The sequence below is a fragment of the Jannaschia pagri genome (assembly GCF_019655435.1).
Lineage (GTDB): Bacteria > Pseudomonadota > Alphaproteobacteria > Rhodobacterales > Rhodobacteraceae > Jannaschia > Jannaschia pagri.
The window spans coordinates 134,277-159,452 of the sequence record NZ_BPFH01000004.1; the positions used below are offsets into that span (position 1 = coordinate 134,277).

The following is a 25,176-nucleotide window of genomic DNA, read 5'->3' on the forward strand; positions in this document are numbered from 1 at the left end:
GGTGGACAGCGCGCCAATGCCCGCTAAGGTCCCCGATGCGCAGGAAATGCGCCGCAGTCAGCCAGAGGGTTCCCATGGACAAATTCGGCCTCAGCCAGCCCAATCGCCGCTTTGAAGACCCCCGCCATTTGACGGGGCGCGGCTCGTTTGTGGATGACCGCGCGCCGACGGATGCATTGCATGCCTACGTTCTGCGCTCGACCGTGGCCCACGCCGAGGTGGTGTCGTTGGATATCTCCGATGCTGCGGCGATGCCGGGCGTACACATGGTCCTTACCTCGGAAAGTATCGAGGCGGATGGCTTGGACAATCGGCTGACCAGCCCGGCGGCAAAGAACCCGCGCGACGGACGGCGGGGGGTCACGCCCCTGCGCCCCATGCTGGCGCGGGGCCGCGTGCGGTTTGTGGGCGAAGGGATCGCCATGGTCGTGGCCGAGACGCTGGCCCAAGCGCGGGATGCGGCCGAGGCGATTGTGGTCGAGACCGAGGACCTGCCGGTCAAGGTCGACGTGTCTGTGGGCGGTGCGCCCGTCCATGAGGAAGCCGCGGATAACGTCGCCTACGTCTGGGAGAAAGGCGACGCGGATGCGGTCGAAGCCGCCCTGCAGGGCGCGGCCCACGTGGTCCGTCTGACCGCCGAAGACAACCGGATCATGGTCGCCTCCATGGAGACGCGTGGCTGCTTCGCCGAGCCGGAGGGCGACCGGCTGCACATCTGCGTCAACGGACAGGGCGTCTGGGGCACAAAGGGGTCGGCGGCGCGGATCTTGGGTCTGGGTAAGGACGCCGTGCGGGTGACCAACCCAGACGTTGGCGGGGGCTTTGGCATGAAGTCCATGGACTACCCCGAGACCTTCCTTGTGGCCCATGCGGCGCGCAAGCTTGGACGGGCCGTGCGTTGGATGGGGGACCGCACCGAATCCATGCTGTCGGACAACGCGGGCCGCGATCTGTTGCAAACGGCTGAATTGGGCTTCGATGCGGACCTGAAGCTGGTCGCCTATCGGTCCACCAATGTGGCGAATATGGGCGCCTATCTGTCCGGCTACGCTCAGTTTATTCAGTCGGATCTGTTCAGCAGGATCCTGCCCGGTGTCTACGACGTGCGCGACGTCTACATGAAGTCCACGGGCGTTTTCACGAACACGACCCAAGTGGACGCCTATCGCGGGGCCGGACGGCCCGAGGCCATGTATATCCTGGAACGAGCCATGGACTTCGCCGCGAAGGAGTTGGGCGTGGATCGTTTCGACCTGCGCCGGCGGTCCTTCATCAAGGCGGATCAGTTCCCCTATGAGACGGCCATGGGCGAGACCTATGATGTGGGTGATTTCCACAAGGTCTTGGCGCGGGCCGAGGCGGAGGCTGACGTTGCGGGCTTTGACGCGCGCCGGGCCGCCAGCGAGGCGCAGGGTAAGCTGCGCGGTTTGGGCCTGTGCTACTACATCGAAAGTATCCTGGGCAGCCCGGAGGAAGCCGCGGAGATCGAGTTCACGGCTGACGGAAGGGTCAAGCTGTTCGTGGGGACGCAATCGAACGGGCAGGGGCATGACACGGTCTACCGCCAGTTTCTGGCCACCGATTTGGGCCTGCCGCCAGAAGCTGTGGAGGTCGTACAGGGGGACAGCGACCTGATCGCCAAGGGCGGCGGGACGGGTGGGTCCCGGTCCGTGACGGTCCAGGGCAGCGCGAACCGGGTGACGGCCCAAAAGGTGATCGAGAAGTTCACGCCCTTTGTCGCGGAGACGTTGGAGGTCGATGAGGTGACCTTTGACGAGGGGCAGTTCCGCTCCCCCGGCTCGAACGTGGTCATGACTGTTCTGGAGGCGGCCGAGGCCGCGCGGGCCGCAGGACGATCCGACCTTCTGAAGACACGCGAGACGACCGAACTGCCGGGACGTAGTTTTCCCAACGGTGCACATCTCTGCGAGGTGGAAATCGACCGGGAGACGGGTAACCTGGAGGTCGTGAAGTACACGGTGGTCGATGACTTCGGCGTTTTGATGAACCCGATGCTGGCCGAGGGGCAGGTGCACGGCGGCGTTGTCCAGGGCATCGGTCAGGCGGTGACAGAGCATGTGGTCTACGACGAAACAGGACAGCTGCTGACGGCCTCTTTCATGGACTATGGCATGCCGCGCGCCCATGGGTCGCCGATGATCGCGTTTTATTCGGAGCCGGTGCCCTCGACCGCCAACATCCTCGGCATGAAGGGCTGTGGCGAGGCGGGGACCGTGGGCGCCATGGCGGCGGTAGGAAACGCGGCTTTGGACGCGCTCTATCCTCTGGGGCTGAAACAGGTGGATATGCCCTTCACACCGTCCCGCGTTTGGGCCCTGTTGCAAGAGGCGCAGGGGGCCATCGCTGCCGAATAATCTGAGCATTTGGCGCCGCCTGCTGGAAATGCGGGCGGGACGGGAACGGGCCGTGCCCGAGGCGCGCAGCCATGTGGTTTTGCTGGACGGCACTATGTCATCTCTGGACCCAGGGCGCGAAACGTCCATCGGGCTGATCTGGAAGATGCTGGAGGAGGCGGGTCACGACTGCCTCTACTATGAACCGGGGATCGAATGGCGCGGGCTGCGCCATGCGCCCGAGGTCATGGCCGGTGTGGGGATCAACCGTCAGATCCGCCGGGCCTATGACTTTCTCGCCCGCCGGTATCGGCCCGGCGATCAAGTGTTCCTGCTGGGGTATTCCCGTGGGGCCTATGCGGTGCGCGCTTTGGCGGGGCTCATCGATCGCGTGGGCCTTCTGCGGCAGGAGGCTCTGACAGCGAATAGGGTGCAGGCGGCCTATGATTTCTACCGCTTGGGACCGACCAGCGCCCAAGCGCAGCGCTTCGCGGCGGAACATTGCTACCCGGAGGTCCGGATTACAGCCGTTGGCGTGTTCGATACCGTTCAGGCGGTGGGCATTCGCTGGCCCGTGCTGTGGCGGCTGTTCCCCGAGGTTCATGCCTTTCGCTCCCATCGTCTGGGGCGCAGCGTGGCCCATGGGTTCCACGCCATGGCCCTGGATGAGACGCGCCGTGCCTTCGCCCTGGAGCGGTGGCGGACCCGCGGCGCGCGCACAGACAGCGTCGAGCAGGTTTGGTTTCGGGGCAGCCACGGGGATCTTGGGGGCCAGTTGGGCGGGTTTGGTGCGGCGCGCCCCCTGGCGAACGTGCCGCTGGTGTGGATGTTGGATCGGTTGGCCAGTGTTGGGCTGGACCTACCGCAAGGCTGGCGGGACCAGTTTCCCGCAGACCCCGAGGCGCCATCGGCGGGCAATTGGCGGGGTTTCGGTCCCCTGTTCGTGGCGCGGGGCCGCCGTCCGGTTGGGCGAGACCCCAGCGAATGGCTCCACCCCACCGCTGCTGAGGCCCATGGGAACGGGCGGCTACGGGTCTGGCAGGCGAGGGACGAGGCTCTGGTGCCCCATTCTGTGATCACGCGGCGGTGATCCAGAGGCGATCCTGGATCGCGAACCTGTGAAAGCTGCGCGATGAATAGGGGCACTACTTGAAATATGTCATTGTAAATAAAAAAATTTTTGAGTTGACGAGGTGTCATTTAACGCGGGCCTCGGGGTTGGTCATTTTGTCGCTGCGCATCCTGCGCCAGCTTAGGATTGACCATGACAACCGAACTTCGCGTCTCTGTTAACAATACCTCCGGGACAGGCGGAACTGCTCTGACGCCCGTCTTCACCAGCTTTCACGATGGGTCATTTGACATTTACAATTTGGGCGAGGCCGCGACGCCTGGACTAGAGCAATTGGCCGAAGACGGTGCTTCGACCATTCTGACGGCCGAGGCCCTGGCCGCCGATGCCGATGCGCAGTTCGTGACCGTCACGGACAATGGTGCGCCCTTGGCCGCGACGGTTCGCACCAGCGCCACGATCGAGGTCGATGGGGCGTCGAACGGGTTTATCTCGCTGGCGGCGATGCTGCTGCCATCGAACGACGCGTTCATCGGGACCGCGACGCCGGTGCAATTGTTCGACGCCAATGGCGACTTCACGGGTCCATATCTGCGGGCGTTTGACGGTGCTTCGGTCCGCGATGCCGGGACCGAGGTCAACACCGAGCGGGATGCCGCCTTTATCAACCAGACGGCTCCCAATACCGGCGAAGACGAAGGTGGCGTGATCACCGTTCACCCCGGCTTTAACGGCTCGGCAGGCAACCCCGGTGGGGAGCAGATCATCCTGGGCGGCACGAACGCCTTTGGGCAACCGATCACGTCGGCGGCGGATTTCACCGTGCCCGGCGCCCAGGTGGCATTGGTGCATGTGAACGTGGTGGCACGGTTCAATGGCTCCGACGGGGATGACATCTATTTTGGCACCGATGCGGACGATCTGGTCTCGGGCGCTGACGGTGATGACGTGCTGCTTGGCGGTGCGGGATGGGATGTGCTCGACGGAGACGCAGGCAACGACATTCTGCTGGGCGGTGGCGGCGCCGATGACTTGAACGGCGGCATGGGCGAAGACGTCCTGATCGGCGGTGGTGGACCGGACGCCCTGCGCGGCGGTGCTGGCAACGACGTGCTGCGGGGCGAAGCCGGGGGCGACCGCCTCTATGGCGGCACCGGCAATGACGTTGTGAGCGGGGGTGAAGGTGCGGACGTCTTCGTCTTTGGAACCGGTGATGGGGCCGACGTCCTTCTGGATTTCGAGGCCGGTGTTGACCAGGTCGAGTTCCGTCTGGACGGCGTCAGCTCGGTCGGTGACCTGTTGTCGGCGGTCGATCTCATCCAAGTGGGTGACAATGTCGTCCTGGACTTCGGCGGGGGCGACTTGCTGACCCTGCGTGGGGTTGAGGTCGGCGATCTGACGCCAGCGGACGCGATCTTCGCCTAACGATGCGGGCCGAGGCGCGGGGTATCCCGCGCCTCAGGCCAGGGGACGGATCCGCAGTTGCGTGATGCGATTAGCCTGTCGTTCCCCGACCTCAAACCGGAAGCCGTGGAAGCTGAACACCTGGCCCGTGGTTGGGATAGATTGGGCCTCATGGATCACGAGCCCCGCGATTGTGTTCGCTTCGTCGTCGGGCAAGCCCCAATCTGTCGCGCGGTTCAGGTCGCGGATCGTCATGGCACCGTCGATGACGTAGCTTCCGTCGGCCTCGGGTTTCAGGATCGGCTCATCGGGTTGGTCGTATTCATCCGTGATCTCACCCACGATCTCTTCCAGGATGTCTTCGAGGGTGATCAACCCCTGGAGCGCGCCATATTCATCGACTACCAGGGCAAAATGCGTGTGTCGCTTGAGGAATTGCCGCATCTGATCATCGAGCGTTGTCGTCTCGGGGACGAAATACGGCTCCATCATCACATCGGCCACGTCGAAGGTTTTGACAGCCTCGATGCCGCCACCATCACCACGTACCGCGCGGTCCACGGCGCGCAGCAGATCCTTGGCGTGGATGACGCCGATGATGTTTTCAGGCTCCTCCCGGTAGACTGGCAGGCGCGTGTGGCGGGAATTCAGGCATTGGTCCAGGATGGTCTCTGGCGCGGCGTCCACGTCCACCATCTCAATCCCTGAGCGGTGGAGCATGATTTCTTCGACAAAACGGTCGCCCAGGTCGAGCGCGCCAAGCAGGCGGTCGCGGTCTTCCTTCTCGACCCCGCCTTCGGTGTGGCCCAAGGCGATGGCGCCCTCGATCTCCTCCCGCGCGGACATGATGGCGGCGTCAGCGTCGATGTTCACGCCAAACAGGCGCAGGATCATCCGAACGAGCGCACGTACGACACCCACCACCGGGCTGAAGATGCGGACCACGATGGCGATCACGGGCGCAACCCGGCTGGCCGCCGTCTCGGGGTTGGAGATGGCGTAGGTCTTGGGCAAGACCTCGGCAAAGATCAGGACGAGGGCCGTCATCACCAGCGTCGCCACAGCCACGCCGCCTTCGCCAAAGAGGGCCGTGAAAAGCGCCGTGGCCAAAGAGGCGGCTAAGATGTTCACGATGTTATTGCCCAGCAGGACCGAGCCGATCAGACGTTCGTTGTCTTCGGTCACGACAAGGGCCCGGGCCGCGCCCAAGCTGCCCTTATCGGCCTGCGCGCGTAATTTTCCCCGTGAGGCGGCGGTCAACGCCGTCTCCGAGCCTGAGAAAAAGCCCGACATGGCGAGCAAAAAGAGGATGGCAGCTGCGGTGCCCCAAGTGGCGCCCGTGCTGAACGTGCTGACGGCTGGTTCCATACGGCAGGTTATGGGGCGGCGGTGTGACGCGTTCAAGCGCGGAGCGGGTGCTTTTGCACCTGGCTGACCCGATCCGTGGATGCGGGTCTTCGGAGGCCGTCACGTCCATGTGCTGGAAGAGGTTAGCATTGGGCGGGAGGTCTGCCTGCGCGCGCGCCCGCTGGTCGGCAGGTGCGCTCGCGGGGTGGCGGTGGGTAGCATGATTTTGCCCGGCAACTTGGATCCCGTGCTGCCGAACGCGTAACGGCGCGCATCTCCACCCTAGACCCAAGCCGCGTACTAGACGCCATGTGGGACACGCGTGTGTGTCAGCTTTTGGTACGGCGGTAGAGGTTTGCGCAGTGCCGCGCAGGCTGTCTCGGCCTTGTGTCAGAAGCCTTGCGGTCCAAGCCTGTCTAACATCAACGTCTTTAGACAGGCCCGGCGTTGAGCAGTTGCCCGCGAGACCTTCGGAGTTACCCAGGCTCATCCGATTGCGCTAAGGGATGGTGGGTCATCACCAGGTCCCGAAGCCGCGTTTCCAAGACGTGCGTATAGATCTCCGTTGTGGAGATATCGGCATGGCCCAACATCGTCTGGATCGCCCGCAGATCCGCACCGCCCGACAAAAGGTGGGTTGCAAAGGCATGGCGCAGGACGTGGGGGCTGACTGTGCTTGGGTCCAGGCCCGCGTGCAGGGCCAGCGCCTTGATCCGCCCATGGAACCAGACGCGGGTCACATGGCCCGCCTTGCCCCGCGACGGGAAGAGGTGGGGCGACGGAGGCGTGCCCTTGGCTCGGGTGGCCTCCGCCTCTACCGTGTCGCGATGGTCCAGCCAGGCGCCGAGCGCCGCGCGCGCCGGGGGCGACAGGGGCACCATGCGTTCTTTGCCGCCCTTGCCGCGCACCAGGATCATGCGGGGATCCCCCCGCGTCGCGGAGACGGGCAGGGACACCAACTCTGTCACGCGCATCCCGGTCGCATAGAGCAGTTGCATCAGGCAGGTGTCGCGCAGGCGCTCGGCCTCGGTCTTGCCCAATGTCTCCGACGCCGCGAGCAGCGCATCGACCGCCTCCTCCGACAGGCTTTTGGGGAGGCTTTTGGGCTTGCTCGGGCCGGAAATACGGATGGCCGGGTCGTCGGCGCGCAGCCCTTCCTCGTGGGCAAACCGGTAGAGCCCGCGAATGGCGGCAAGCCGTCGCGCCCGGGTAGACGCGGCGAGGCCGAGCGCTTCGCAGGCAATCAGGTAACCTTCGATGTCCTGTCGGCGGGCACGCTCCGGGTCTATGCCCTTGGCGGTGAGGTGGCTGACGTAGTCCTCGATGTCGCGGCGGTAGGCCAGGAGGGAGTTGAGCGCCGCGCCCCGTTCGGCGGCCTGGACCTCCAGAAAGCGGTCCAGCCAGGTCATAGGAGCAAGATCTGCAAGGCCAGGCGACGGGCGCTGTCTTGGAGGCCAGCCGCGCGCAGGAAAGCGATGGCCTCCGAAATCGCGCGCGGGTCGCTGTCGGCGCGGTCGGCCACGAGGAGACCCGTTTCCAAAAGCGCCTCCCCCAGGCGTGCCTCGGCTGCCAGCGACAGGAGCGCCTCGGGCGGCGTGCCGGTCATCCCCTCGGCCACCGCCTGGGGGAGTGTGCCGAAGCGCGCCGGCAGGGTGTCGGCGCCCGTGGCCACCGCGGCGGCGAAGGCCAGGTCCGGCGGCACATCCCACCCGTCGTCGAGGGCGCGGCGGGCAATCGCCTCATAGTCGCCCGATAGGAGACCCAGCCGCAGGGCGTGGCCCCGAACCCCGTCCGTCAGATTGGCCTGGGCCACCCGAGCGCCATAGAGATCGGCCAGTGTCACCAGCAGGTGACTGTCGGCCAAACGCGCCATTGCTTCGGGCAGGGCTTGGGCAATTGCTTCGGCGTTGCCACCAAGCAGAGCCGCATCCAACCGCTGCACCGCCGCCGCCCGGTCCCAGACGCCACCCGATGCCGCCGGGCGCCGTTCCGTATAGAGCGACAACAACCGGTTTGGGTCGAGCGCCTGGACCCGCGTCAACCGCTCTGCCGCCTCAATTTGGGCCTTCCACCCAATGGTCGCCCGCAGGTCCGAGACCGCGAAAGCCAAGGGCAAATCACGGGTGTCTGGGGTCTCCCCCACGCCATCCAGCAGCCGGAAGGCCAGGGGCGTCATCGGGCGTGGCGGGACGGGGGGCGGGGCGCCCTCGAACATCTCGGGGTCCAGGAACAGCGCCAGCAAAGCGTCTTCCTCATCGGAAATGGCTCCGATCGCCCGGCCCGTATCGAGCGTCAGCGCCGCAGCTGCCCAATCGCCACTGCGCGACAGGCAAAAGATGCGCGCGGGCAGGGTTGGGGCGACGCCTGGGTTCGCTGTCATCGCGGCGCAGGCCCTTGTGTCGAAACCCGTCAGCAATGAGGTATCGAACCACCGTCGAAAGGCGCGCTTATCGGTGGCACCCGCGCGTTCCAGCATGGCTTGGGCTTGATCCAGTGCGCCGAACCTCAGCAGGGCGTCGATCCGGGCAAAGAACCAGGCGTCCGGATCCGTGGCGGCGCGGGGGGGATCCAACTCTGCCAGCAGAACCCGCAGCAGCAGCGTCTGCATGGCAGGCAGAGCATCCGTCGGTTGCCGCATCAACAGGTCGATCAGGCGCGCGGGATCGCTGGCGGCAACCGTATCGGCGGGCAGCCCGGTCAAGGCGGGCGACAGCAAACCGACGGCATCGCGGCGCGTCTGGCCCAGGGGCATGACGGTGATTTCGGTTTCAGTGATCGCGGTCGCAGGGGTCTCAGTGGGGCGGACCGGATCGGTCGTCGTGATCGAATCACTGAGCCAGGGAATGGCGGACTGCGGTGCCTCCTGCGCGGATAGGGCCGCGGCGGGCAGGGCAAGCGCCAGCAACAGGTGTTTAGCCTGCATCGATCTCAATCGTCTCGGTGACGATCCCGCTTTCGGGTTCAAGCAGATAGGAATATCCAAACAGGCCGATGGTGCCGAGCACAGCCAAGATCACTAGGTATTTTAGGACGCGAAACATGACCTGCCTGCCGGTTTGTCCAGCGACCCCGTCCGTGCCGAGGCCCCTTGGATTGCTCTCCCCATTGTGGCTGTCGGAGATATAGATGGCAATCGCCAGCGCAACAGGCCATGAGGGCGAAATGGAAACGATGGGCGACAAGACGCCGGTGCGCTGCGTGTTGACGCGGTCCGTGGTGCTGGTGGGGATGATGGGCTGCGGCAAGACGGCTGTGGGCACCGCCTTGGCCGAGCGCCTGGGCGTTCCCTTCCGCGATACCGACGAGGCGCTGGTGGCCGCTGCCCGGATGTCCATCGCCGAGATCTTTGAGCGGGATGGCGAAGCATTCTTTCGCGCCCGCGAAACCGAGGTCCTGCAACGTCTGCTGACATTGGAGCCGGGGGTCCTGTCCACCGGGGGCGGCGCGTTCCTGCGGCCAGAAAACCGGGCTGCCATTGCCGAGGCGGGCGTTTCGGTCTGGCTGCGCGCCGATGAGCCGCTCCTATGGTCACGGGTCAAGCATAAGACGACGCGTCCCCTGTTGCAGACAGACAACCCGCGCCGGACCCTAGGTGAGCTGTTGGCCGCGCGGGAGCCGGCCTATGGGCAGGCGACCCTGGTGGTGGATGCGAACCCCGATTACGCCATCGACGATATGGTCACAGAAGTGGTCGAGGTCCTGCGCGCGGCGGGGATCTTGGAGGAGCCGGAATGACAGAAACCGTTCACGTGCCGCTGGGCGACCGGGCCTATGATGTCCTGGTCGGACCCGGGCTGCTTGAGGCAGCCGAGGCGCATATTGCGCCGCTTCTGCGTCGGCCTCGGGTGTTCGTCGCCACTGAGGATCGCGTGGCACCGCTGCATCTGGACAGGCTGCAACGGGGGCTTGGCGCCATTACGACCGAGGCGCTGGTGCTGCCCGCTGGCGAGGCCACCAAGGACTGGGGCCATGTTATCCAAGTTGTCGAATGGCTTCTGGACCAGCGCTGTGAGCGCGGGGACGTTGTGGTGGCATTCGGGGGCGGCGTGATCGGGGATCTTGTGGGCTTTGCCGCCGCGATCCTGCGGCGCGGTGTCCGGTTCGTGCAGATCCCGACCTCCCTGCTGGCGCAAGTCGACAGTTCCGTTGGCGGCAAGACGGGTATCAACACGCGGCACGGCAAGAACCTCGTGGGCGCGTTCCACCAGCCATCCCTGGTCCTGGCTGACGTCAGCTTGTTGGACACCATGACGCCCCGCGATTTCCTGGCCGGTTACGGAGAGGTTGCGAAATACGGTCTGCTCGGGGACGCCGTGTTTTTCACCTGGCTCGAAGAGAATGGGCCGCAGTTGCGCGACAACGTCGATCTACGGGTCGAGGCCGTGCGCCACTCCGTGCAAATGAAAGCAGATATCGTTGTGCGGGACGAGACGGAGCAGGGGGATCGGGCGCTTTTGAACCTCGGCCATACCTTCTGCCATGCGTTGGAGGCGGCGACAGGCTATTCCGACCGGCTGCTCCACGGGGAGGGGGTGGCGCTGGGATGTGGGCTGGCCTTTGAGTTGTCGGCCCGGTTGGGTTTATGCGCGCAAGAGGACCCGAGCCGCGTGCGCGCGCACCTTCAGGACATGGGACTTGTGCGGGACTTGCCTGATATTCCTGGCGATTTGCCCTCGGCGGAGGATCTGCTGGACCTGATGGGACAGGATAAGAAGGTCCTCGATGGCAAGCTTCGGTTCATTTTGGCACGGGGCATTGGCCAGGCCTTTGTGACGTCGGATGTGCCGCCAGAGGCCGTGCTGGACGTGCTTCGGGCCTCGGCCAAGAGCTTTCGCTGAAAGCTCTTTCGCGACTTTTCACTGAAAAGTCGGGGCCAAGTCTTCTGCGAAGACTTGGGAAAAAGCCTCTCGCAGAGGCTTTTAGACGACGCGGCGGATGGGTTGGTCGTTGCAGAACACGATAATCTGACCGGCGTTTTCAACCGCGGACCATCCGCGACGCTGGACCTCTGCTAGAAAGACCTCGCGACCGACCATCGCCTCCACGTCGCGCAGCGCACGGCGCACTGTCCGGCCCCGCTGCGATGCTTTGGCCGCGAACACCGTGTTGAGCCAATGGGCCTGTCTGTCCGTCAGAATCGTCTCCACGGACCCACATTTGCGGGTCTGTCTTAACGTTGGGTTAAGCCTAAGACCTTCGTCCAGTGATGGCCGCGCGTGGGACAGGTGTAGACAGGGCACATGAAGAATACCGTTCTCGCGCCCTGCGTTGTCACTCTTGCGCTGCTCACGCCATCGGTCGGTCTGGCCGAACGGCATGGCGTCCATCTGGAAGCCCAGGACGGCGCGCGGATCACCATTGGGACCTTAGATCTGGCGCCGGACGGCGCCTATACCCTGGCGCTGGATGACGGGAAATTCAGTGACAATTTTCTGTCGATGCGACCGTTCCAGTGCCTCGACGGCCCCGACAAGCAATGGTGCTACGTCCCCTATCCCTATGAGAACGCCCGCGTTCTTGGTGATGATTTGACCGACCTAGAATACGACCTGTTGTTCGTTTGGAAGGGGGTCAACGACTACGGCATCAACATGTGGAACGGGGTCTACTATCGGTTGCAGCCAGAAGGGGATCGCATCGTCGGGACGTTGCATGAGATGGATATGGATAGGCTCGCCGTACCCCCCGCGCCGGGTCAGCTACGCCCCATCCGACCCGTCGATTTGGAGGTCGGTGATCCCGATAGCCATTGGCTGCCCCGTGTCGTCATCGAATAGCCCTTCGACCCCGAGGCTCTGCTGCAGATCTATCAGGACCGCAACGCGAATGGCGGAGGCGAGGCCCGCGCTGGCGCCCCGTTGACGGTCGATCTTTGCCGCCAGGGCGTTGATCGATAGACCGCGTGCCTTCGCCATACGGACAAAGGCGACCCAGAACGGCTGCTCTAACGAAACGCTGGTGCGGTGCCCGTGCAGGGTCAGGGACCGCTTCCTGGGTCGCGCGTCAATCATCGGACCCGGGCGGTGTGCTGTCAGACCCGTCAGTGCGATGCCCGTCCAAATGTCGCTCCGCCGTCTCCGCCTCTGTGGCCTGGCGGTCTTTTTCGGCTTTGGTGCGGCCAAAGCGGACGGTGTTGGCATCGGCCTGGGCCTTTGCCGTAGCCCGCGCCCGGTTTTTCCGGGCGCGGTTCAAGTTGATGATCTTGCCGGTCACCGGCGGCTCACTTGGGGCCGATCATGTCTTCGGGGCGGACGACGCGGTCGAAGGTCTCTTCGTCCACGAGCCCGAGGTTGATCGCCTCTTCGCGCAGGGTCGTGCCGTTCTTATGGGCGGTCTTGGCGACCTTGGTGGCGTTGTCGTAGCCGATGGTGGGGGCCAGCGCCGTCACCAGCATCAGCGATTCCTTCATCAGCTTGTCGATGCGGTCCACGTTGGCCTGCGTACCTGCGACCATGTTGTCGGTGAAGCTGCTGGCGGCATCGCCCAAAAGCTGCATGGATTGCAGGACGTTGTAGGACATCATCGGGTTGTAAACGTTCAACTCAAAGTGGCCCTGGCTGCCGGCCATGCCGACGGCGGCGTCGTTGCCCATGACATGGGCGCAGACCATGGTCAGCGCTTCGGCCTGGGTGGGGTTTACCTTGCCCGGCATGATCGAGGACCCAGGCTCATTCTCGGGCAGGATCAATTCCCCGAGGCCCGAGCGGGGGCCGGAGCCCAAGAGGCGCATGTCGTTGGCGATTTTGAACAAGCTGGCCGCAACGGTCTTGAGCGCGCCGGAGAACATCACCATGGCGTCATGGGCGGCGAGCGCCTCGAACTTATTAGGCGCGGTCACGAAGGGCAGGTCGGTGATGGCCGCGATTTCGGATGCGACCTTTTCGGCAAACCCCTTGCGGGTGTTCAGCCCGGTGCCCACGGCCGTGCCGCCTTGGGCCAGTTCGTAGATGTCCGGCAAGCAGGCCTCGACCCGTTCGATCCCTTTGGCGACCTGATGGGCGTAGCCGCCAAACTCCTGGCCCAAGGTGAGCGGCGTGGCGTCTTGCGTGTGGGTGCGGCCGATCTTGATGATGTCCTTAAATTCGTCGGACTTCGCGGCCAGCGCAGCGTGCAGCTTCCGTAGGCCGGGCAGCAGAACGTCCCGCGCCTGCATACCGATGGCCACATGCATCGCAGTGGGGAAGGTGTCGTTGGACGATTGCCCCATGTTGCAATGGTCGTTGGGGTGGACGGGGGTCTTGGACCCCAGCTCACCGCCCAAGATCTCGATGGCGCGGTTAGCGATCACCTCGTTGGAGTTCATGTTGGACTGGGTCCCGGACCCGGTCTGCCAGACCACGAGGGGGAAGTTGTCATCGAACTCGCCGTCGATCACCTCTTGCGCGGCTTGTTTGATGGCCGGCGCCAGGCCCGCATCCAGATCGCCGAAGGCTTCGTTGACGGTGGCGGCGGCCTTTTTGACCACGCCCAGGGCACGCACGATCGGCACCGGCTGCCGTTCCCAACCGATGGGGAAGTTCATGATGCTGCGCTGCGTCTGCGCGCCCCAGTACTTGTCGGAGGGGACCTCCAGCGGGCCAAAGCTGTCGGTCTCGGTACGGGTCTGGGTCATGGTCGCGTCCTGCGGCTGTCGCCGGGGTGGAGGCGTGGTGCCTGTCCTAGGCGCCCGTGCCCCATCCCGGCATGGGGTGTCCGTGCGTGTCGCCCTCGGGCGATACGGTGCGGCCTCCGTCTAGCGAAGGCGCGGCGAGCCGTCCATCCGCTGGATGGCGCTAACATAGGGTGGACGCATTGGTTTGTGTGGAACGATACGCCGTCAGCGACGGTTCAGGCGGCCAGACATGTGTTCGCTTGGTGTTGCGGGCAGACCTGCGCACGGCAGCGCGTTTTACACACTCCAGAAAGGACACGCCGTCTGGCTTACCCGACCGCTACTTCCGGAACTTGTCCAGACTGACGACTTCCGCCTCTTTCCGGGGGGCGTCCTCTTCGGGCTCCACCTCGGCGAAGGGGGCTTCTTCCACCACGTCGTCGTGATCAATGGTCTCTGTTTCGCCCCGTTCCTCGAACCGCAGACCAAACTCCACCGACGGGTCGACAAAGGTCCGGAGCGCGTCGAACGGGATCACCAGGGGTTCGGGGCTGTCCCCAAAATTGAGCGTCACGGAAAAGCCAGCGTCGGTGACCTCTAGCGCGTCGAACCAATGCTGGAGGACGATGGTCATATCGTCGGGATACCGCTCCCGCAGCCAATCGGCGATGTCGACGCCGGGGTGCTGGGTGTTGAACGATATGAAGAAATGGTGGTCGCCAGGCAGGCCATCACGGGCCACATCTCTCAAGATCCGAGCGATGAGACCGCGCATGGCGTCGTGCATCATGCTGCCGTAATCGATGGCACTTGTTTCGCGTGACATGCGCGCCCCCCAAAGGCTCAGCCTGCCCCAAGGTAAATCAGACGCCTCAGCGCACGACAAGGGGCATCGCAGGCCGATTGGCCGCAGGGGGAGCATGGGACTTGTGTGGCTGTGAAATGTGCAGGCTTCTGTTGCCAGGTGCCTGCGAACCCCGCCTTACGCTGCTAGGCGCAAGGAGTTAAGTTTTGGTCTTGCGCACTGCTTAGGCAGCGAGCGCAACCGGAGCTTTGTTGTCATTGGCAACTATAAAGCTTGAACCGATAACGGTGGTATCTCACCGAGCGAAAGCTAACCCCTTTAGACGTCCGTCGATCCTATTTCGGCCCCAAGGTCCCGCCAATGTGGGAGTTTGGTGGAGCCGCCGGGTACCGCCCCCGGGTCCGATCCGCTTATTACGGGCGCGTTTATCGCCATAGCGCCTTGCGACGCACCTCAGTAGTTAAGGGAACCCCACTCGCCCTTCAAGGCCCAGGTTGACGGTGAGAAGGGTCAGGCCCACTGCGACCTCGGTCCCAAAGAACCCCCATTTACGCTGCGTGCGACCATCGACGATCAAGGACGTCCCGCGCCCCAGGGCCCCGCCCAGCCAAATGCAGCCCAACATTGCAAAGGCCGTGGGCGTCGCAATCAACAGCGCGCCAATCCCGGCCACGACGAACAGCGCGCCCGAGGCCGCCCGCACCTCTGACAGGCCCATGGTGGAGCCGGTGTCCCGCAGATCCACCCTCTCCATCGTCCAAGCTGGGGCCAACCACCCCATGGCGCCAAACAGAATTGTCACCAGGGCCAAGAGGGTGTTGAGGATCTCGACAAAGGGCATCGGCTTTCTCCTGAGGACGGTACGGACACCCTCTCAAGTCTGCTCAAGGCCCTATGGTTCCCGCGACACCCGGCGCTTAGCCGCGCCACCGCTTTCTCGCCTGGTCCCGCGGCTCGTCAGCGGCCCAGGCGCCCCCGCAGGTGCGCGACCTGCGTTCGGGCCTGATCGGCTAGGGTGTTACGGGCGTGCTGCCCAGCGGACCGCAAGCGCGCAGCGAACCCAAGGGGCGGCCTTGGCCCGGGCTGTCGGATCATTGTGGGCCGTTTTGGCCGCGCCGCCGGGTCGGGTGGACCAGCAGCCAGTTCCGCAGCGTATAGATCGGCGTAGGCGCGGTGCGCCGCCGGTGCGAGCCGATAGAGAAACCGGTGACCGGGTGCGACGGCGTCCATGCCCCGGCGTGCGATATGGTCCACGAGACTGGGCTTCGGCCCATGGTAGTGGATGATTTGTGCGCGTTGGTTCACGCCCCAGTATGGCTTCCAATTCATCTCAAGTGGCAAGGCCCCTGCGCGGCCTTCAAAGAACTGGTTAAAGCTGGCCTGGTCGTGCGTGGGGTAGGTGAAGTTCCCCGTAAGACGCTCGGTGATCTGGGCACGAAATTCCGCGTCGATGCCGCGCAGACCGGGCACGTTCATCAGCAGAACGCCGCTGTTGAACGGGTGCCACTCGGTGCGCCATCTCTCTGGGGCCACCGATAGCAACTCCGGTCCGTCCAAAACGTCGGGCAGACCCCGGAACAGAACATCGATGTCCGTGTAAAGAACGAAGGTATCTTCGGTTTCCAACCGCGGAATATCTAGCCGCAGCCAGTGCCCTGCAAACGTCTCATAGGCAGTGCCATAGGCCGGGCGCAGCAGGGGCTCCAGGCTGGGCCGGTGGCGAATGACGGTGACGCCCATGTCGCGCATGACTTTCAGCGCCGGGGCCCGTTCCCCATAGTACAGACACACCGGTTGCAGCGTCGTATGCCGCAGGCAGGAGTGGATGGCGGCGCGCAGCAGTTTGAAGGTCCGGCCGCGCATCGCCTCGGTGTTGGCGCAAAAGTACCATTTGCGCAGTGGGATCAGGTCCGCCCGCGCGGCCCCCTCATCGGGTCGCACAGGCGGTGTGGGCATCAGAAGCCGGCCTTGATCCGCTCGAATGTGGCGTTCTGCATCTCCCGCAACTCGGCGGGCATGGGCAGCTGCGCCAGGACGGGTGCCGAGATGGTGCCTAGCCCGGATGCGGTCAGGGCGTCTTCCCCTTGGCTGACCATGGCGGCGGCATTGGACTGACCATACCCCGCCTCCAGCAGCGGCACGGTCGAGGCCGGATCGAGGATCGCATTGATGTAATCGTAGGCCAGCGCCTCATCCCCAGTGCCTTCGACCATATTCACATAGCCGCAGAGCCACAGCGACGATCCTTCGGTGGCCTCGCGCTGAAAGCCGATGGGAAAGCCTTCGTCGGCCATGGTCGGCAGCGTCTCGTTCCAGGCCCAGGACACCAGAACTTCGCCCGAGGCCAGCAGTTGCGACAGCTCGGCCGGGTCGGTCCAATAGGTGCGCAGGTTCACATGGGCTTGGCGCAACCAGTCGGAGGCGGCCTCGAACTGTTCGGTGGTTGCGGTGGACCAATCGGTCACGCCGGTCGCCAGGTAGGCCAGGGCGTAGGCGTCATCGACGTTGTCGGGCAGCGTCATGCGCCCCTGATACTTGGGGTTCAGAAAGACATCGAGGCTGGCGACATCCTCTGCGGGGACCTCATCGGCGTTATAGGCAATCGCGGTGGAGCCATAGTCCACAGGCAGGAAATACACATCCTCGGTGGCGGTGACCGCGCGGCCCGTCAAATCGGTGCTGAGGTTGGCCCATTCAGGGATTTGAGACACATCCCAAGGCTCCACGATGCCGGAGTCGACGAACTTCGTGACCGATCCGGCGCAAATATGGGTGACGTCTGCCTTGAAGCCAGAAGACAGCTTTTGGAAGGCCTCTTCCTCGTCCCCGAAGAACGCGAAATCCGGGCTGCTGCCGTGCTTTTCGATGTAGGGGCCGTGGAAAGCGGGGTCTTCGAACCCGGCGTAGTCGAAAACGACCATATCGGCCGTGGCGGGCAGGGCGAGCAGGGTCGCGGCCCCGCCCAGAAGAATGGCTTTCAGGGTCATTGGTCTCTCCCGTATTGGACCTTGTTTTTTGCGCACCCTAGGGGCCGCGCCGCGCCGCGGCAAGCGGGCTTCAGGCGCGCCCGCGCCGGGCTTGTCCGCTATGGAAAAGCCGGACCATCACGTGTTCCAGTGTGCCAAGGATCCGCCGGGCCTCGCCACCGTCGCGCGCGCGCATGGCATTGGCTAACTGTCGGTAGAGCGCGGCGATCTCGGACCGGTCGCGGTCGGGGTAAGTGATCATGTTCATCAACGGCTGCATCGCCTCCACCGCGCCGGCAAGTTGATAGCTGAGCACGGGGTTTTTGGCCGCATCCACAAAGGCCCGGTGAAAGGCCACGTCGGCGGCGCAAAAGGCCACGTCGTCGCAAGGAGCACTCAGTGCGGCGATAGCCTCTTTCAGCGCGGTCAGATCCGCTTGGTCGTGGTTGGCGCAGGCAAGGTCCGCACAGGCGCGTTCCAGGGCAAAGCGCGCCTCTGCCGCCGTTTCAAAGTCCACGGCGTTCATGGACAACAACAACGTCGAGGTCGCCACGTGCTGCGCCACCGCCGCGTCATATGTCAGACGATTGACGAAGGCTCCGCCCGCATGGCCCCGACGCGTCCGGATCAGGTTGCGCGCAGCCAACCGTTTTAAGGCCTCCCGCACCGTCGCGCGCGAGCAGTCGAACTGCGCGGCCAGATCCGTCTCAGAGGGCAGGCGGTCCCCGGCCATCAAATCGCCTTCGGCAATCCGGGCGGCAATCTGATCGGAAATGTCGGTGGAGAGTGGCTTGGGCGGAGACAAACGCGAATTCCAATTGTCAGACATTTAATTGTCTGACATTTGATAGGAGAGAATCACGCGTCGCACAAGGGAACCGGGGAGGGGAGAACTTGCGCCATCTGTCTCGCATGACCGCGCCCCATTGGTTGGCGCTTTATGCCGCTCTGTTGTTGGCGTGGATCGGCGTCTGGTCCATGTCCTCGCCAAGCACCTGGGCCACGGCCCTACGCGACCTGTGCTTGACGCCTGCGGCGCAGGCCGGGTTTCCGGGTCTCTTTGCCATGTGGCTGATTATGTCGGCGGCGATGATGTTGCCGACGGCGATCCCGGCCTTTGCCACCCATGACAACATCGCGGACACCCAAGACACTGGCGGCGGCGCGGCCCTCGTTGCGGGCTACGGTGTGGTCTGGGTTGGGTTTGCGGGCGTCGCGGCCGCGGTCCAGCTCGGCGTCGGTCGCTTGGGCGCGCTGGACAGCCCTCTGCTCGCCACAACTCTGCTGGTTGGTGCGGGCGCGTACCAGTTCAGCGCGTTCAAGGATGCCTGCCTGTCCAAATGCCGCCAGCCGCTGACCTTCATGATGCAGCATTGGGACGAGGGGCCTTGGCGCATGGGATTGCGGCTCGGCGCCACCTGCTTGGGGTGCTGCTGGGCCTTGATGGCGCTCGGTCTGATCGGCGGCACGATGAGCCTGGGCTTCATGGCGTTGGCGACAGTGTTGATGACCCTAGAGAAACTGAGCCGCGGACGCATCGTCCCGTCGGCCATTGGACTTGCTTGCCTCGCGGGGGCGGGCTTCATGATCGGAGGAATTCTATGACCAAGATTGCTGCTCCGGTGGTCACAAGCCGCCATCCCGACGCGCGCCCGACCGGCGCGGGCCTGACGCCCTGGGCGATCAAGGGCGAGTTGATCCTAAACTGCAATTGCACGGTCTTCTGCCCTTGCGTCGTGTCGCTGGGCAAACACGCTCCGACGGAGGGATACTGTCAGGCGTGGTCCGGGATCCGCATCGACGAAGGTCACTACGGCGACCAGGATCTGGGCGGTCTAAACGTCGGTCTGCTGCTGGAAATCCCGGGTCTGATGGCGCGCGGCAACTGGAAGGCGGCGGCCTTCATCGATGATCGCGCGAACCAGGCGGCTTATCTGGGCCTGATCGAGATTTTCTCAGGCCGCGCAAAGGGAACCACCGGGTTGTTCAAACTGCTCGTGAGTGAGTTCCTGGGCGCGGAACGGGCCAAAATCAGCTACGAGACCGAGGGCAAAACCCGTCGCTTGATGGTCGGCAAGAAGATCCAAGGCGAAGTCGTGCCCGTGCAGGGCAAACGCTCGGGCGAGGATATCGTCGCCATGAACACCGAGTACTGGATGGGCCCCGACATCACGGTGGCAACCGCTAACAAGGGACGCGTTCGCGCCTTTGGCCGGGTCTGGGACTTTGACGGGCGCAGCGCTGAAATCTGCCAGATCGATTGGTCCGGCCCGGAGATCCCGAAGTGATCACGGCGGATTGGGTGCGCCTGATGGCGCGGCACACCGCCTGGCAAAATGGTTGGATGGGCGAGGCCATCGTCGGCTTGCCAATTGAGGAGGCCCAGGCCAATCGTGGCCTTTTCTTCGGCTCGATCTTGGGCACGGCCAACCACATCCTTTGGGGCGATCGGGCCTGGCTTGCGCGGCTGGACGCAGGTGACCCGCCCGACGTAGCACCCGCCGACCATACGCGTTTGACACCCACGCCGACGGCCTGGGCCGTGGCCCGGCAACGCACCGATGCCGCCATTCAAGAATGGGCGGATGGTCTGACCGGCCCCCTGGACGGTCACGTGCTGTGGACCTCCGCCCTGACCGGCGCAGAAAACCGCACACCCCGTGCGGTGGCCGTGACCCATCTGTTTCTGCACGGCGTTCACCATCGCGGGCAAATCCATGCGGCCCTGACGCAAATGGGCGTCAAGACCGCCGACACTGATCTTCCCTATCTGCCGGAGGCCCAATGGTAGCCCTCGCACGTTCAAACCGGGTCCGTCGGACATGGTGGACCGACGCCGTCGATAAGGCCGGATGCACGGCCTATACGGTGTACAACCGCATGATGCTCCCCGCCTCGTTCGGCGGCATGGACGTCGATGCCGCTCACCTGAAACGGGCGGTACAGGTTTGGGATGTGGCCGTGGAACGGCAGGTGGAAATCACAGGTCCCGATGCCGACACGCTGATGCAACGGCTGACACCGCGCGATCTGTCACAGTTGCAAGTGAATCAATGTGCTTACGTGCCGATCTGCAACCACTATGGTGGTATGCTGAATGACCCCGTCGCATTGAAGCCGCGCCCCGACACGTGGTGGATTAGCTTGGCGGATGGTGAGCTGCGCCTCTGGATCGAAGGGATGGCCGAAGCCGGCGGCTACGGCGTTCAGGTCTTCGAGGCGGATGTCCAACCCCTGGCGATCCAAGGTCCGTTGGCGAATGAATTGGCGGCGCGTGTGTTTGGCGAAGACATCCGGGCGCTCAAGTTCTTCCGCCACGCGCGGTTTCCGTTCAACGGGACTGAGATGATCGTGAGCCGGACGGGGTATTCCAAACAAGGCGGCTTCGAGGTTCACGTGGAGCGTCAGGCCGATGCGATGCCGCTCTGGGATGCGCTGTTTGAGGCAGGTCGCGACTTGGACGTGCGCGCCGGTTGTCCGAACCTGGTCGAGCGGATCGAAGGCGGAATGTTGAGCTACGGCAACGACATGACGGATCTCGACACGCCGTTTGAAGTGGGCCTCGATAAATACGTCCAGGTCTATGACTGCATCGGCGGCCCGGCCCTGAAGGAACATGTGTCTGACCGTCGGTTGATGGCCGTGGAGATGGCCGGTCCGGTCCCGAACTGCGACCGCCGCTGGCCCATCCTCTTGAACGGAGAGCGGATCGGCGTCGTGACCTCGGCCGCCTGGTCCATTGAGTTTAGCTGCGGCGTCGCCATCGGGATGGTGGACCGTCGATGGGGCGCCGGTGAGGCCGTGCTGGTCGAGACCCAAGATGGTCCGCGCACGGCAACACTCAGAGAGAAATTCTGGAGATAGAGAGGTTTATGGGATGACGTTCAAGGCTTTGGTGGTCGAACGCGACGAGGACAAGAAGACACAGGCATCCGTTCAGGACCTGACCGAGGATCGTTTGCCCAAGGGGGATGTCACCGTCGCCGTCGAATACTCCACGGTGAATTACAAGGACGGTCTGTGCATCGGGCCGGGCGGCGGGCTTGTCCGCAGCTATCCCCATGTGCCGGGGATCGACTTTAGCGGCACAGTGGAAGCCGCTGACGATCCACGGTATTCGCCCGGCGATAAGGTCGTTTTGACAGGGTGGCGCGTGGGGGAGGCCCACTGGGGCGGGCATTCCCAAAAGGCGCGGGTCAAAGCCGACTGGCTGGTCCCTCTGCCCGAGGGATTGACCACCCGTCAAGCCATGGCTGTTGGGACGGCCGGGTTCACGTCCATGCTGGCGGTTCAGGCTCTGGAAGATCAGGGACTTAAGGACGGCCCGGTTCTCGTGACTGGCGCGGCCGGTGGTGTCGGCTCCGTCGCTGTGGCCCTGTTGTCTGCCATGGGGCGCGAGGTGGCGGGCGTCACCGGACGACCGGATCAAGCTGACTATCTGACCGCCTTGGGGGCCACGCAAATCGTCGCCCGTGAGGAGCTGTCTGAGACAGTGAAGCGTCCGCTCGAGTCCGAGACATGGGGTGGCTGTGTCGATGCTGTCGGGGGTGCCATGTTGGCGCGCCTGCTGGGGCAGATGCAGTATGGGGCCTCGGTCGCGGCGGTTGGCCTTGCCGGTGGTGCGGCGCTGCCCGCAACGGTCATCCCCTTCCTCCTGCGGGGCGTCAACCTGCTGGGCATCGACAGCGTGATGCAGCCCTATGACAACCGTCTGCGCGCCTGGTCGCGCATCGCGGAGCTTTTGCCCATGGACAAGCTGGAGGGGATGATCGTCCCGGCAACCTTGTCCGATCTGCCCAAGCTGGGGGCGGACATCCTGGCCGGGCAGGTCCGCGGACGCGTTGTCGTTGACGTGAACGCCTGACCGAAGGGAACCCGTCGCAAAAGGGTGGGCGGCCCGCGCCGCCGACCTAGCTGCCTGGTAAGGGCAAGTGACGGAGGGACCTTTGGCGCCGATACTCTACTGGATGCGCCGAGATTTACGGCTCTCCGACAATCCCGCGCTGACCTGGGTCGTCCAACAGGGGCGGCCCGTGATCCCGGTCTTCTGTCTCGACGAGGTCGTGGAGACCTGGGGCGCGGCGCCGAAATGGCGGCTCGGTCTGGGGTTGGACGTGCTGCGGGGCAGCTTGGAGGACGCCGGCGCCCGTCTTATCCTGCGGCGGGGGCAGGCCTTAGACGTGCTGCGCACGCTGATCGAAGAGACGGGCGCCGATACCGTGGTCTGGAACCGGCTGTACGTTGCCGATGAGCGCACCCGGGATACCGCAGTTAAGGAAGCTCTGCGCTCAGACGGTCTGACGGCCCGCAGTTTCGCTGGCCACGTCCTGTTCGAGCCCTGGACTGTCGAGACTGGGTCCGGCGGGTACTACAAAGTCTACACTCCTTTCTGGAAAGCCGTGCGAGACCGAGACCCCGGCGCCCCTGAACCCGCGCCCAAAGAGTTCGCCGCGCCGGAGGTTTGGCCCCAGAGTGAAGCGCTAGACGATTGGGATCTGGGGCGGGCCATGTCACGGGGCGCCGCCGTCGTGGCCCCCTATGCCCGCGTTGGCAGTGCCGCCGCCGAGGGGCGGTTGGGACATTTCATGGCCCATGGCGTCGCAGACTACGACAGCGGGCGGGATAAGCTGGCCGAGGATGGGACCAGCGGCCTGTCCGAAAACCTAACGCTGGGCGAAATTGGTATCCGCACCTGTTGGGCGGCTGGGCAACGGGCGATGGCAGACGGCAAACCGGGGGCGGAGACGTTCCTGAAGGAGTTGGTCTGGCGCGACTTCGCCCACCACCTGGCCTATCACACGCCGCATTTGACGTCCGAGAATTGGCGCTCGGAGTGGGATGCCTTCCCCTGGTCCGACGACAATGATCTGGCCGAAGCCTGGCGGAGGGGCCGAACGGGGGTCGAAGTCGTCGATGCTGGCATGCGAGAGATGTATGTGACGGGTCGGATGCACAATCGTGCGCGGATGCTGGTGGCGAGCTATCTGACCAAGCACCTGATGACCCATTGGAAGGTCGGCGCGGATTGGTTCGCGGACTGTCTGATTGATTGGGATCCCGCGTCAAACGCCATGGGATGGCAATGGGCGGCGGGGTCTGGCCCCGATGCGTCTCCGTTCTTTCGGATCTTCAACCCTGACACCCAGGCCGAGAAGTTTGACCCGCGCGGCACCTACCGTCGCCGGTGGTTGGCCGAGGGACAGGCAAAGCCCAAGGAGACGGCGGACGCCTTTTTCGAGGCAATCCCAGAGAGTTGGGGGCTGACGCCCGGGCAGGGCTATCCCGCACCTATCGTCGACTTGAAGGAAGGTCGGGACCGGGCGTTGGCGGCGTATAAGCAACGGGACACGGGCCAATAGGCAAGGATGACTTGCCCCGGGGGGAACGGGGTGGTTTCGTGTACAAACAAGGATTTGGGGGACAGATGGACGTCATCACAACGCCGCACGGGCAGGCGAACCTGCCGCGGTACTTCGGAGCCGCGTGGCAGATGCTGGAACAGATCCGCTCCGGCCGGATGGATGTCGTGCTGCCCGATGGCCGCCGGTTCCGCCACGAGGGCCCGGAGCCCGGTCCCGTGGGCGAAATCACGGTTCACGACCCTAATGTCTTTGCCCGGCTGATCCGTGAAGGGGATCTGGGCTTCACCGATGCTTACCTGGAGGGCCAGTGGAGCACGCCGGACCTGATGGCCTTGTTCGACCTGATCAACAAGGAAGGCGACAGCCTGATCCAGCAACAGCCGGGGCTGGCCTTCCTGCGGGCCTGCGAGAAACTTCGCTTTTGGTTGCAGCGGAACACGAAGGCTCAGGCCAAGAAGAACATCTCCGCCCATTACGATTTGGGGAATGATTTCTATGGGTTGTGGCTGGACGATACCATGACTTATTCGGCTGGGATCTTTGATACCGGACAGGAAAGCCTGGAGACGGCGCAAATGTCCAAATACGCCTCCATCGTGGATCGGATGGATGTGGCCCCCGGTGACCACGTGCTGGAGATCGGCTGCGGATGGGGCGGTTTTGCTGAATACGCCGCGAAGGAGCGTGGGCTGCGTGTCACGTGCCTGACGCTCAGCCGGGAGCAGTTGAAGTTCGCCCAGGACCGCATTGATCGGCTTGGCCTTTCCGACCGCGTTGATTTCAAATTGCAGGACTACCGAGACGAGCGCGGCACCTATGATGGCATCGCCTCCATCGAGATGTTCGAGGCGGTCGGGCAGCGGTACTGGCCGTCCTACTTCAACACGTTGCGCGACAGGTTACGGCCCGGGCGACAGGCCTCGTTGCAGATTATCACCGTTCCCGACCGGCGCTGGCAGGTCTACATCGGCTCCATCGACTTCATTCAGAAGTACATCTTCCCGGGCGGCTTTCTACCCGCACCCTTCCGACTGTCGGAGGAGATCCAGCGCGCGGGATTGGAAGAGGGGTCCTCCATCTCAATCGCGAAGGGATACAGCCTAACCCTGCGCCGTTGGTTCGACCGCTTCAACGACCAATGGGACGAGGTCGCGGCCCTGGGGTTCGATGACCGTTTCCGGCGCATGTGGAATACCTACCTGACCTCTTGCGCGGGGGCCTTCGAATACGGCAATTGCGACGTGATACAGATGATCGTTCGAAAGCCCGCGTAAC

General features: G+C 64.2%; 25 protein-coding genes, 1 other RNA gene and 1 pseudogene. 13 read left to right on the top strand and 14 right to left on the bottom strand.

The features are described from left to right. The first annotated feature begins 74 nt into the window (after window positions 1-74). From K5R33_RS11635 to K5R33_RS11645, 3 genes are all read left to right on the top strand, one after another. Window positions 75-2,375, top strand: coding sequence for a xanthine dehydrogenase family protein molybdopterin-binding subunit (locus tag K5R33_RS11635; protein WP_220749219.1), 2,301 nt, complete (start codon window positions 75-77; stop codon window positions 2,373-2,375). A gap of 52 nt (window positions 2,376-2,427) precedes the next feature. After that, window positions 2,428-3,444 (top strand): T6SS phospholipase effector Tle1-like catalytic domain-containing protein, encoded by a 1,017-nt coding sequence (locus K5R33_RS11640; protein WP_220749220.1) that lies wholly within the window; start codon window positions 2,428-2,430, stop codon window positions 3,442-3,444. A 174-nt stretch (window positions 3,445-3,618) separates the two neighbouring features. After that, entirely contained in the window at window positions 3,619-4,851 is a 1,233-nt protein-coding gene (locus K5R33_RS11645; protein ID WP_220749221.1) for a spondin domain-containing protein, read from the top strand. Between the two features lie 33 nt (window positions 4,852-4,884). Here the strand turns inward: K5R33_RS11645 and K5R33_RS11650 are convergent, their stop codons facing one another. The 4 genes from K5R33_RS11650 to K5R33_RS19070 all read right to left on the bottom strand — a co-directional run bounded on the left by K5R33_RS11650 (window position 4,885) and on the right by K5R33_RS19070 (window position 9,218). After that, entirely contained in the window at window positions 4,885-6,198 is a 1,314-nt protein-coding gene (locus tag K5R33_RS11650) for an HlyC/CorC family transporter (protein WP_220749222.1), read from the bottom strand. Between the two features lie 455 nt (window positions 6,199-6,653). Next, entirely contained in the window at window positions 6,654-7,586 is a 933-nt protein-coding gene (locus K5R33_RS11655) for a site-specific tyrosine recombinase XerD (RefSeq protein ID WP_220749223.1), read from the bottom strand. Beyond that, on the bottom strand, window positions 7,583-9,100 hold the full coding sequence (locus K5R33_RS11660; RefSeq protein ID WP_220749224.1) for a hypothetical protein: 1,518 nt from the start codon (window positions 9,098-9,100) through the stop codon (window positions 7,583-7,585). Before K5R33_RS11660 ends, K5R33_RS11655 begins: the two co-directional genes overlap by 4 nt. Continuing rightward, window positions 9,090-9,218: a hypothetical protein gene (locus tag K5R33_RS19070; protein WP_255576350.1), complete on the bottom strand. Its 129-nt coding sequence runs from the start codon at window positions 9,216-9,218 to the stop codon at window positions 9,090-9,092. The genes K5R33_RS11660 and K5R33_RS19070 overlap by 11 nt, the downstream gene beginning before the upstream one ends. Window positions 9,219-9,348: 130 nt before the next feature. On the opposite strand from K5R33_RS19070, the gene K5R33_RS11665 reads away from it, so the two are divergent. Together K5R33_RS11665 and aroB are read left to right on the top strand one after the other, a co-directional pair. Beyond that, a complete protein-coding gene (locus K5R33_RS11665; protein ID WP_220749498.1) occupies window positions 9,349-9,912 on the top strand; it encodes a shikimate kinase in 564 nt (187 codons plus the stop codon). Beyond that, window positions 9,909-11,015 (top strand): 3-dehydroquinate synthase, encoded by a 1,107-nt coding sequence (aroB, locus tag K5R33_RS11670; RefSeq protein ID WP_220749225.1) that lies wholly within the window; start codon window positions 9,909-9,911, stop codon window positions 11,013-11,015. Before K5R33_RS11665 ends, aroB begins: the two co-directional genes overlap by 4 nt. Window positions 11,016-11,096: 81 nt before the next feature. On the opposite strand, the gene K5R33_RS11675 is transcribed toward aroB, so the two are convergent. Beyond that, window positions 11,097-11,324, bottom strand: coding sequence for an N-(5'-phosphoribosyl)anthranilate isomerase (locus K5R33_RS11675; protein ID WP_220749226.1), 228 nt, complete (start codon window positions 11,322-11,324; stop codon window positions 11,097-11,099). A 93-nt stretch (window positions 11,325-11,417) separates the two neighbouring features. Between K5R33_RS11675 and K5R33_RS11680 the strand changes: the two genes are divergently transcribed. Next, window positions 11,418-11,954, top strand: coding sequence for a hypothetical protein (locus tag K5R33_RS11680; protein ID WP_220749227.1), 537 nt, complete (start codon window positions 11,418-11,420; stop codon window positions 11,952-11,954). Between the two features lie 21 nt (window positions 11,955-11,975). Here the strand turns inward: K5R33_RS11680 and K5R33_RS19075 are convergent. From K5R33_RS19075 to K5R33_RS11725, 9 genes and pseudogenes are all read right to left on the bottom strand, one after another. After that, a pseudogene (locus K5R33_RS19075) lies at window positions 11,976-12,188 on the bottom strand (ribbon-helix-helix domain-containing protein); the annotation flags it as partial. Next, a complete protein-coding gene (locus K5R33_RS11690; protein ID WP_220749229.1) occupies window positions 12,181-12,390 on the bottom strand; it encodes a DUF4169 family protein in 210 nt (69 codons plus the stop codon). The pseudogene K5R33_RS19075 and the gene K5R33_RS11690, both read right to left, overlap by 8 nt. Before the next feature lie 7 nt (window positions 12,391-12,397). Then, a complete protein-coding gene (fumC, locus tag K5R33_RS11695; RefSeq protein ID WP_220749230.1) occupies window positions 12,398-13,789 on the bottom strand; it encodes a class II fumarate hydratase in 1,392 nt (463 codons plus the stop codon). A gap of 319 nt (window positions 13,790-14,108) precedes the next feature. Beyond that, on the bottom strand, window positions 14,109-14,594 hold the full coding sequence (locus tag K5R33_RS11700; RefSeq protein ID WP_220749231.1) for an SspB family protein: 486 nt from the start codon (window positions 14,592-14,594) through the stop codon (window positions 14,109-14,111). A 117-nt stretch (window positions 14,595-14,711) separates the two neighbouring features. Beyond that, window positions 14,712-15,063, bottom strand: a transfer-messenger RNA (tmRNA) gene (gene ssrA / locus K5R33_RS11705). After that, on the bottom strand, window positions 15,034-15,414 hold the full coding sequence (locus K5R33_RS11710; RefSeq protein ID WP_220749232.1) for a DUF4345 family protein: 381 nt from the start codon (window positions 15,412-15,414) through the stop codon (window positions 15,034-15,036). The genes ssrA and K5R33_RS11710 overlap by 30 nt, the downstream gene beginning before the upstream one ends. 116 nt (window positions 15,415-15,530) lie before the next feature. After that, on the bottom strand, window positions 15,531-16,529 hold the full coding sequence (locus K5R33_RS11715) for a glycosyltransferase family protein (protein ID WP_220749233.1): 999 nt from the start codon (window positions 16,527-16,529) through the stop codon (window positions 15,531-15,533). Further along, window positions 16,529-17,560, bottom strand: coding sequence for an extracellular solute-binding protein (locus K5R33_RS11720; protein ID WP_220749234.1), 1,032 nt, complete (start codon window positions 17,558-17,560; stop codon window positions 16,529-16,531). The genes K5R33_RS11715 and K5R33_RS11720 overlap by 1 nt, the downstream gene beginning before the upstream one ends. A gap of 70 nt (window positions 17,561-17,630) precedes the next feature. Further along, complete coding sequence (locus tag K5R33_RS11725) at window positions 17,631-18,368, bottom strand: FadR/GntR family transcriptional regulator (RefSeq protein WP_220749235.1); 738 nt, start codon at window positions 18,366-18,368, stop codon at window positions 17,631-17,633. A gap of 65 nt (window positions 18,369-18,433) precedes the next feature. On the opposite strand from K5R33_RS11725, the gene K5R33_RS11730 reads away from it, so the two are divergent. The 7 genes from K5R33_RS11730 to K5R33_RS11760 all read left to right on the top strand — a co-directional run bounded on the left by K5R33_RS11730 (window position 18,434) and on the right by K5R33_RS11760 (window position 25,175). Next, complete coding sequence (locus K5R33_RS11730) at window positions 18,434-19,144, top strand: DUF2182 domain-containing protein (protein WP_255576352.1); 711 nt, start codon at window positions 18,434-18,436, stop codon at window positions 19,142-19,144. Continuing rightward, window positions 19,141-19,827, top strand: coding sequence for a DUF1326 domain-containing protein (locus K5R33_RS11735; RefSeq protein WP_220749236.1), 687 nt, complete (start codon window positions 19,141-19,143; stop codon window positions 19,825-19,827). Before K5R33_RS11730 ends, K5R33_RS11735 begins: the two co-directional genes overlap by 4 nt. Further along, window positions 19,824-20,330, top strand: a complete 507-nt coding sequence (locus tag K5R33_RS11740) for a DinB family protein (protein ID WP_220749237.1) — start codon at window positions 19,824-19,826, stop codon at window positions 20,328-20,330. The genes K5R33_RS11735 and K5R33_RS11740 overlap by 4 nt, the downstream gene beginning before the upstream one ends. Continuing rightward, window positions 20,324-21,403, top strand: a complete 1,080-nt coding sequence (locus K5R33_RS11745) for a dimethylsulfoniopropionate demethylase (RefSeq protein ID WP_220749238.1) — start codon at window positions 20,324-20,326, stop codon at window positions 21,401-21,403. Before K5R33_RS11740 ends, K5R33_RS11745 begins: the two co-directional genes overlap by 7 nt. Before the next feature lie 13 nt (window positions 21,404-21,416). Further along, on the top strand, window positions 21,417-22,403 hold the full coding sequence (gene acuI, locus K5R33_RS11750) for an MDR family oxidoreductase (RefSeq protein WP_220749239.1): 987 nt from the start codon (window positions 21,417-21,419) through the stop codon (window positions 22,401-22,403). Between the two features lie 103 nt (window positions 22,404-22,506). Next, window positions 22,507-23,898, top strand: a complete 1,392-nt coding sequence (locus tag K5R33_RS11755; protein WP_220749500.1) for a cryptochrome/photolyase family protein — start codon at window positions 22,507-22,509, stop codon at window positions 23,896-23,898. 65 nt (window positions 23,899-23,963) lie between these two features. Next, the gene (locus tag K5R33_RS11760) at window positions 23,964-25,175 is read left to right on the top strand and encodes an SAM-dependent methyltransferase (RefSeq protein WP_220749240.1); all 1,212 of its coding nucleotides are present in this window, start codon (window positions 23,964-23,966) and stop codon (window positions 25,173-25,175) included. Window position 25,176 lies beyond the last annotated feature (1 nt).

Excerpts from the sequence above, each read along its gene's own strand:
- K5R33_RS19070 (WP_255576350.1), bottom strand. The coding sequence starts at position 9,218 with ATGTTTCGCGTCCTAAAATACCTAGTGATCTTGGCTGTGCTCGGCACC.
- K5R33_RS11645 (WP_220749221.1), top strand. The coding sequence starts at position 3,619 with ATGACAACCGAACTTCGCGTCTCTGTTAACAATACCTCCGGGACAGGC.
- aroB (WP_220749225.1), top strand. The coding sequence starts at position 9,909 with ATGACAGAAACCGTTCACGTGCCGCTGGGCGACCGGGCCTATGATGTC.
- K5R33_RS11660 (WP_220749224.1), bottom strand. The coding sequence starts at position 9,100 with ATGCAGGCTAAACACCTGTTGCTGGCGCTTGCCCTGCCCGCCGCGGCC.
- K5R33_RS11720 (WP_220749234.1), bottom strand. The coding sequence starts at position 17,560 with ATGACCCTGAAAGCCATTCTTCTGGGCGGGGCCGCGACCCTGCTCGCC.
- K5R33_RS11680 (WP_220749227.1), top strand. The coding sequence starts at position 11,418 with ATGAAGAATACCGTTCTCGCGCCCTGCGTTGTCACTCTTGCGCTGCTC.
- K5R33_RS11710 (WP_220749232.1), bottom strand. The coding sequence starts at position 15,414 with ATGCCCTTTGTCGAGATCCTCAACACCCTCTTGGCCCTGGTGACAATT.
- K5R33_RS11655 (WP_220749223.1), bottom strand. The coding sequence starts at position 7,586 with ATGACCTGGCTGGACCGCTTTCTGGAGGTCCAGGCCGCCGAACGGGGC.
- K5R33_RS11725 (WP_220749235.1), bottom strand. The coding sequence starts at position 18,368 with ATGTCTGACAATTGGAATTCGCGTTTGTCTCCGCCCAAGCCACTCTCC.
- K5R33_RS11665 (WP_220749498.1), top strand. The coding sequence starts at position 9,349 with ATGGGCGACAAGACGCCGGTGCGCTGCGTGTTGACGCGGTCCGTGGTG.
- acuI (WP_220749239.1), top strand. The coding sequence starts at position 21,417 with ATGACGTTCAAGGCTTTGGTGGTCGAACGCGACGAGGACAAGAAGACA.
- K5R33_RS11635 (WP_220749219.1), top strand. The coding sequence starts at position 75 with ATGGACAAATTCGGCCTCAGCCAGCCCAATCGCCGCTTTGAAGACCCC.
- K5R33_RS11700 (WP_220749231.1), bottom strand. The coding sequence starts at position 14,594 with ATGTCACGCGAAACAAGTGCCATCGATTACGGCAGCATGATGCACGAC.
- K5R33_RS11760 (WP_220749240.1), top strand. The coding sequence starts at position 23,964 with ATGGACGTCATCACAACGCCGCACGGGCAGGCGAACCTGCCGCGGTAC.
- K5R33_RS11715 (WP_220749233.1), bottom strand. The coding sequence starts at position 16,529 with ATGCCCACACCGCCTGTGCGACCCGATGAGGGGGCCGCGCGGGCGGAC.
- K5R33_RS11735 (WP_220749236.1), top strand. The coding sequence starts at position 19,141 with ATGACCAAGATTGCTGCTCCGGTGGTCACAAGCCGCCATCCCGACGCG.
- K5R33_RS11755 (WP_220749500.1), top strand. The coding sequence starts at position 22,507 with ATGCGCCGAGATTTACGGCTCTCCGACAATCCCGCGCTGACCTGGGTC.
- fumC (WP_220749230.1), bottom strand. The coding sequence starts at position 13,789 with ATGACCCAGACCCGTACCGAGACCGACAGCTTTGGCCCGCTGGAGGTC.
- K5R33_RS11650 (WP_220749222.1), bottom strand. The coding sequence starts at position 6,198 with ATGGAACCAGCCGTCAGCACGTTCAGCACGGGCGCCACTTGGGGCACC.
- K5R33_RS11745 (WP_220749238.1), top strand. The coding sequence starts at position 20,324 with ATGGTAGCCCTCGCACGTTCAAACCGGGTCCGTCGGACATGGTGGACC.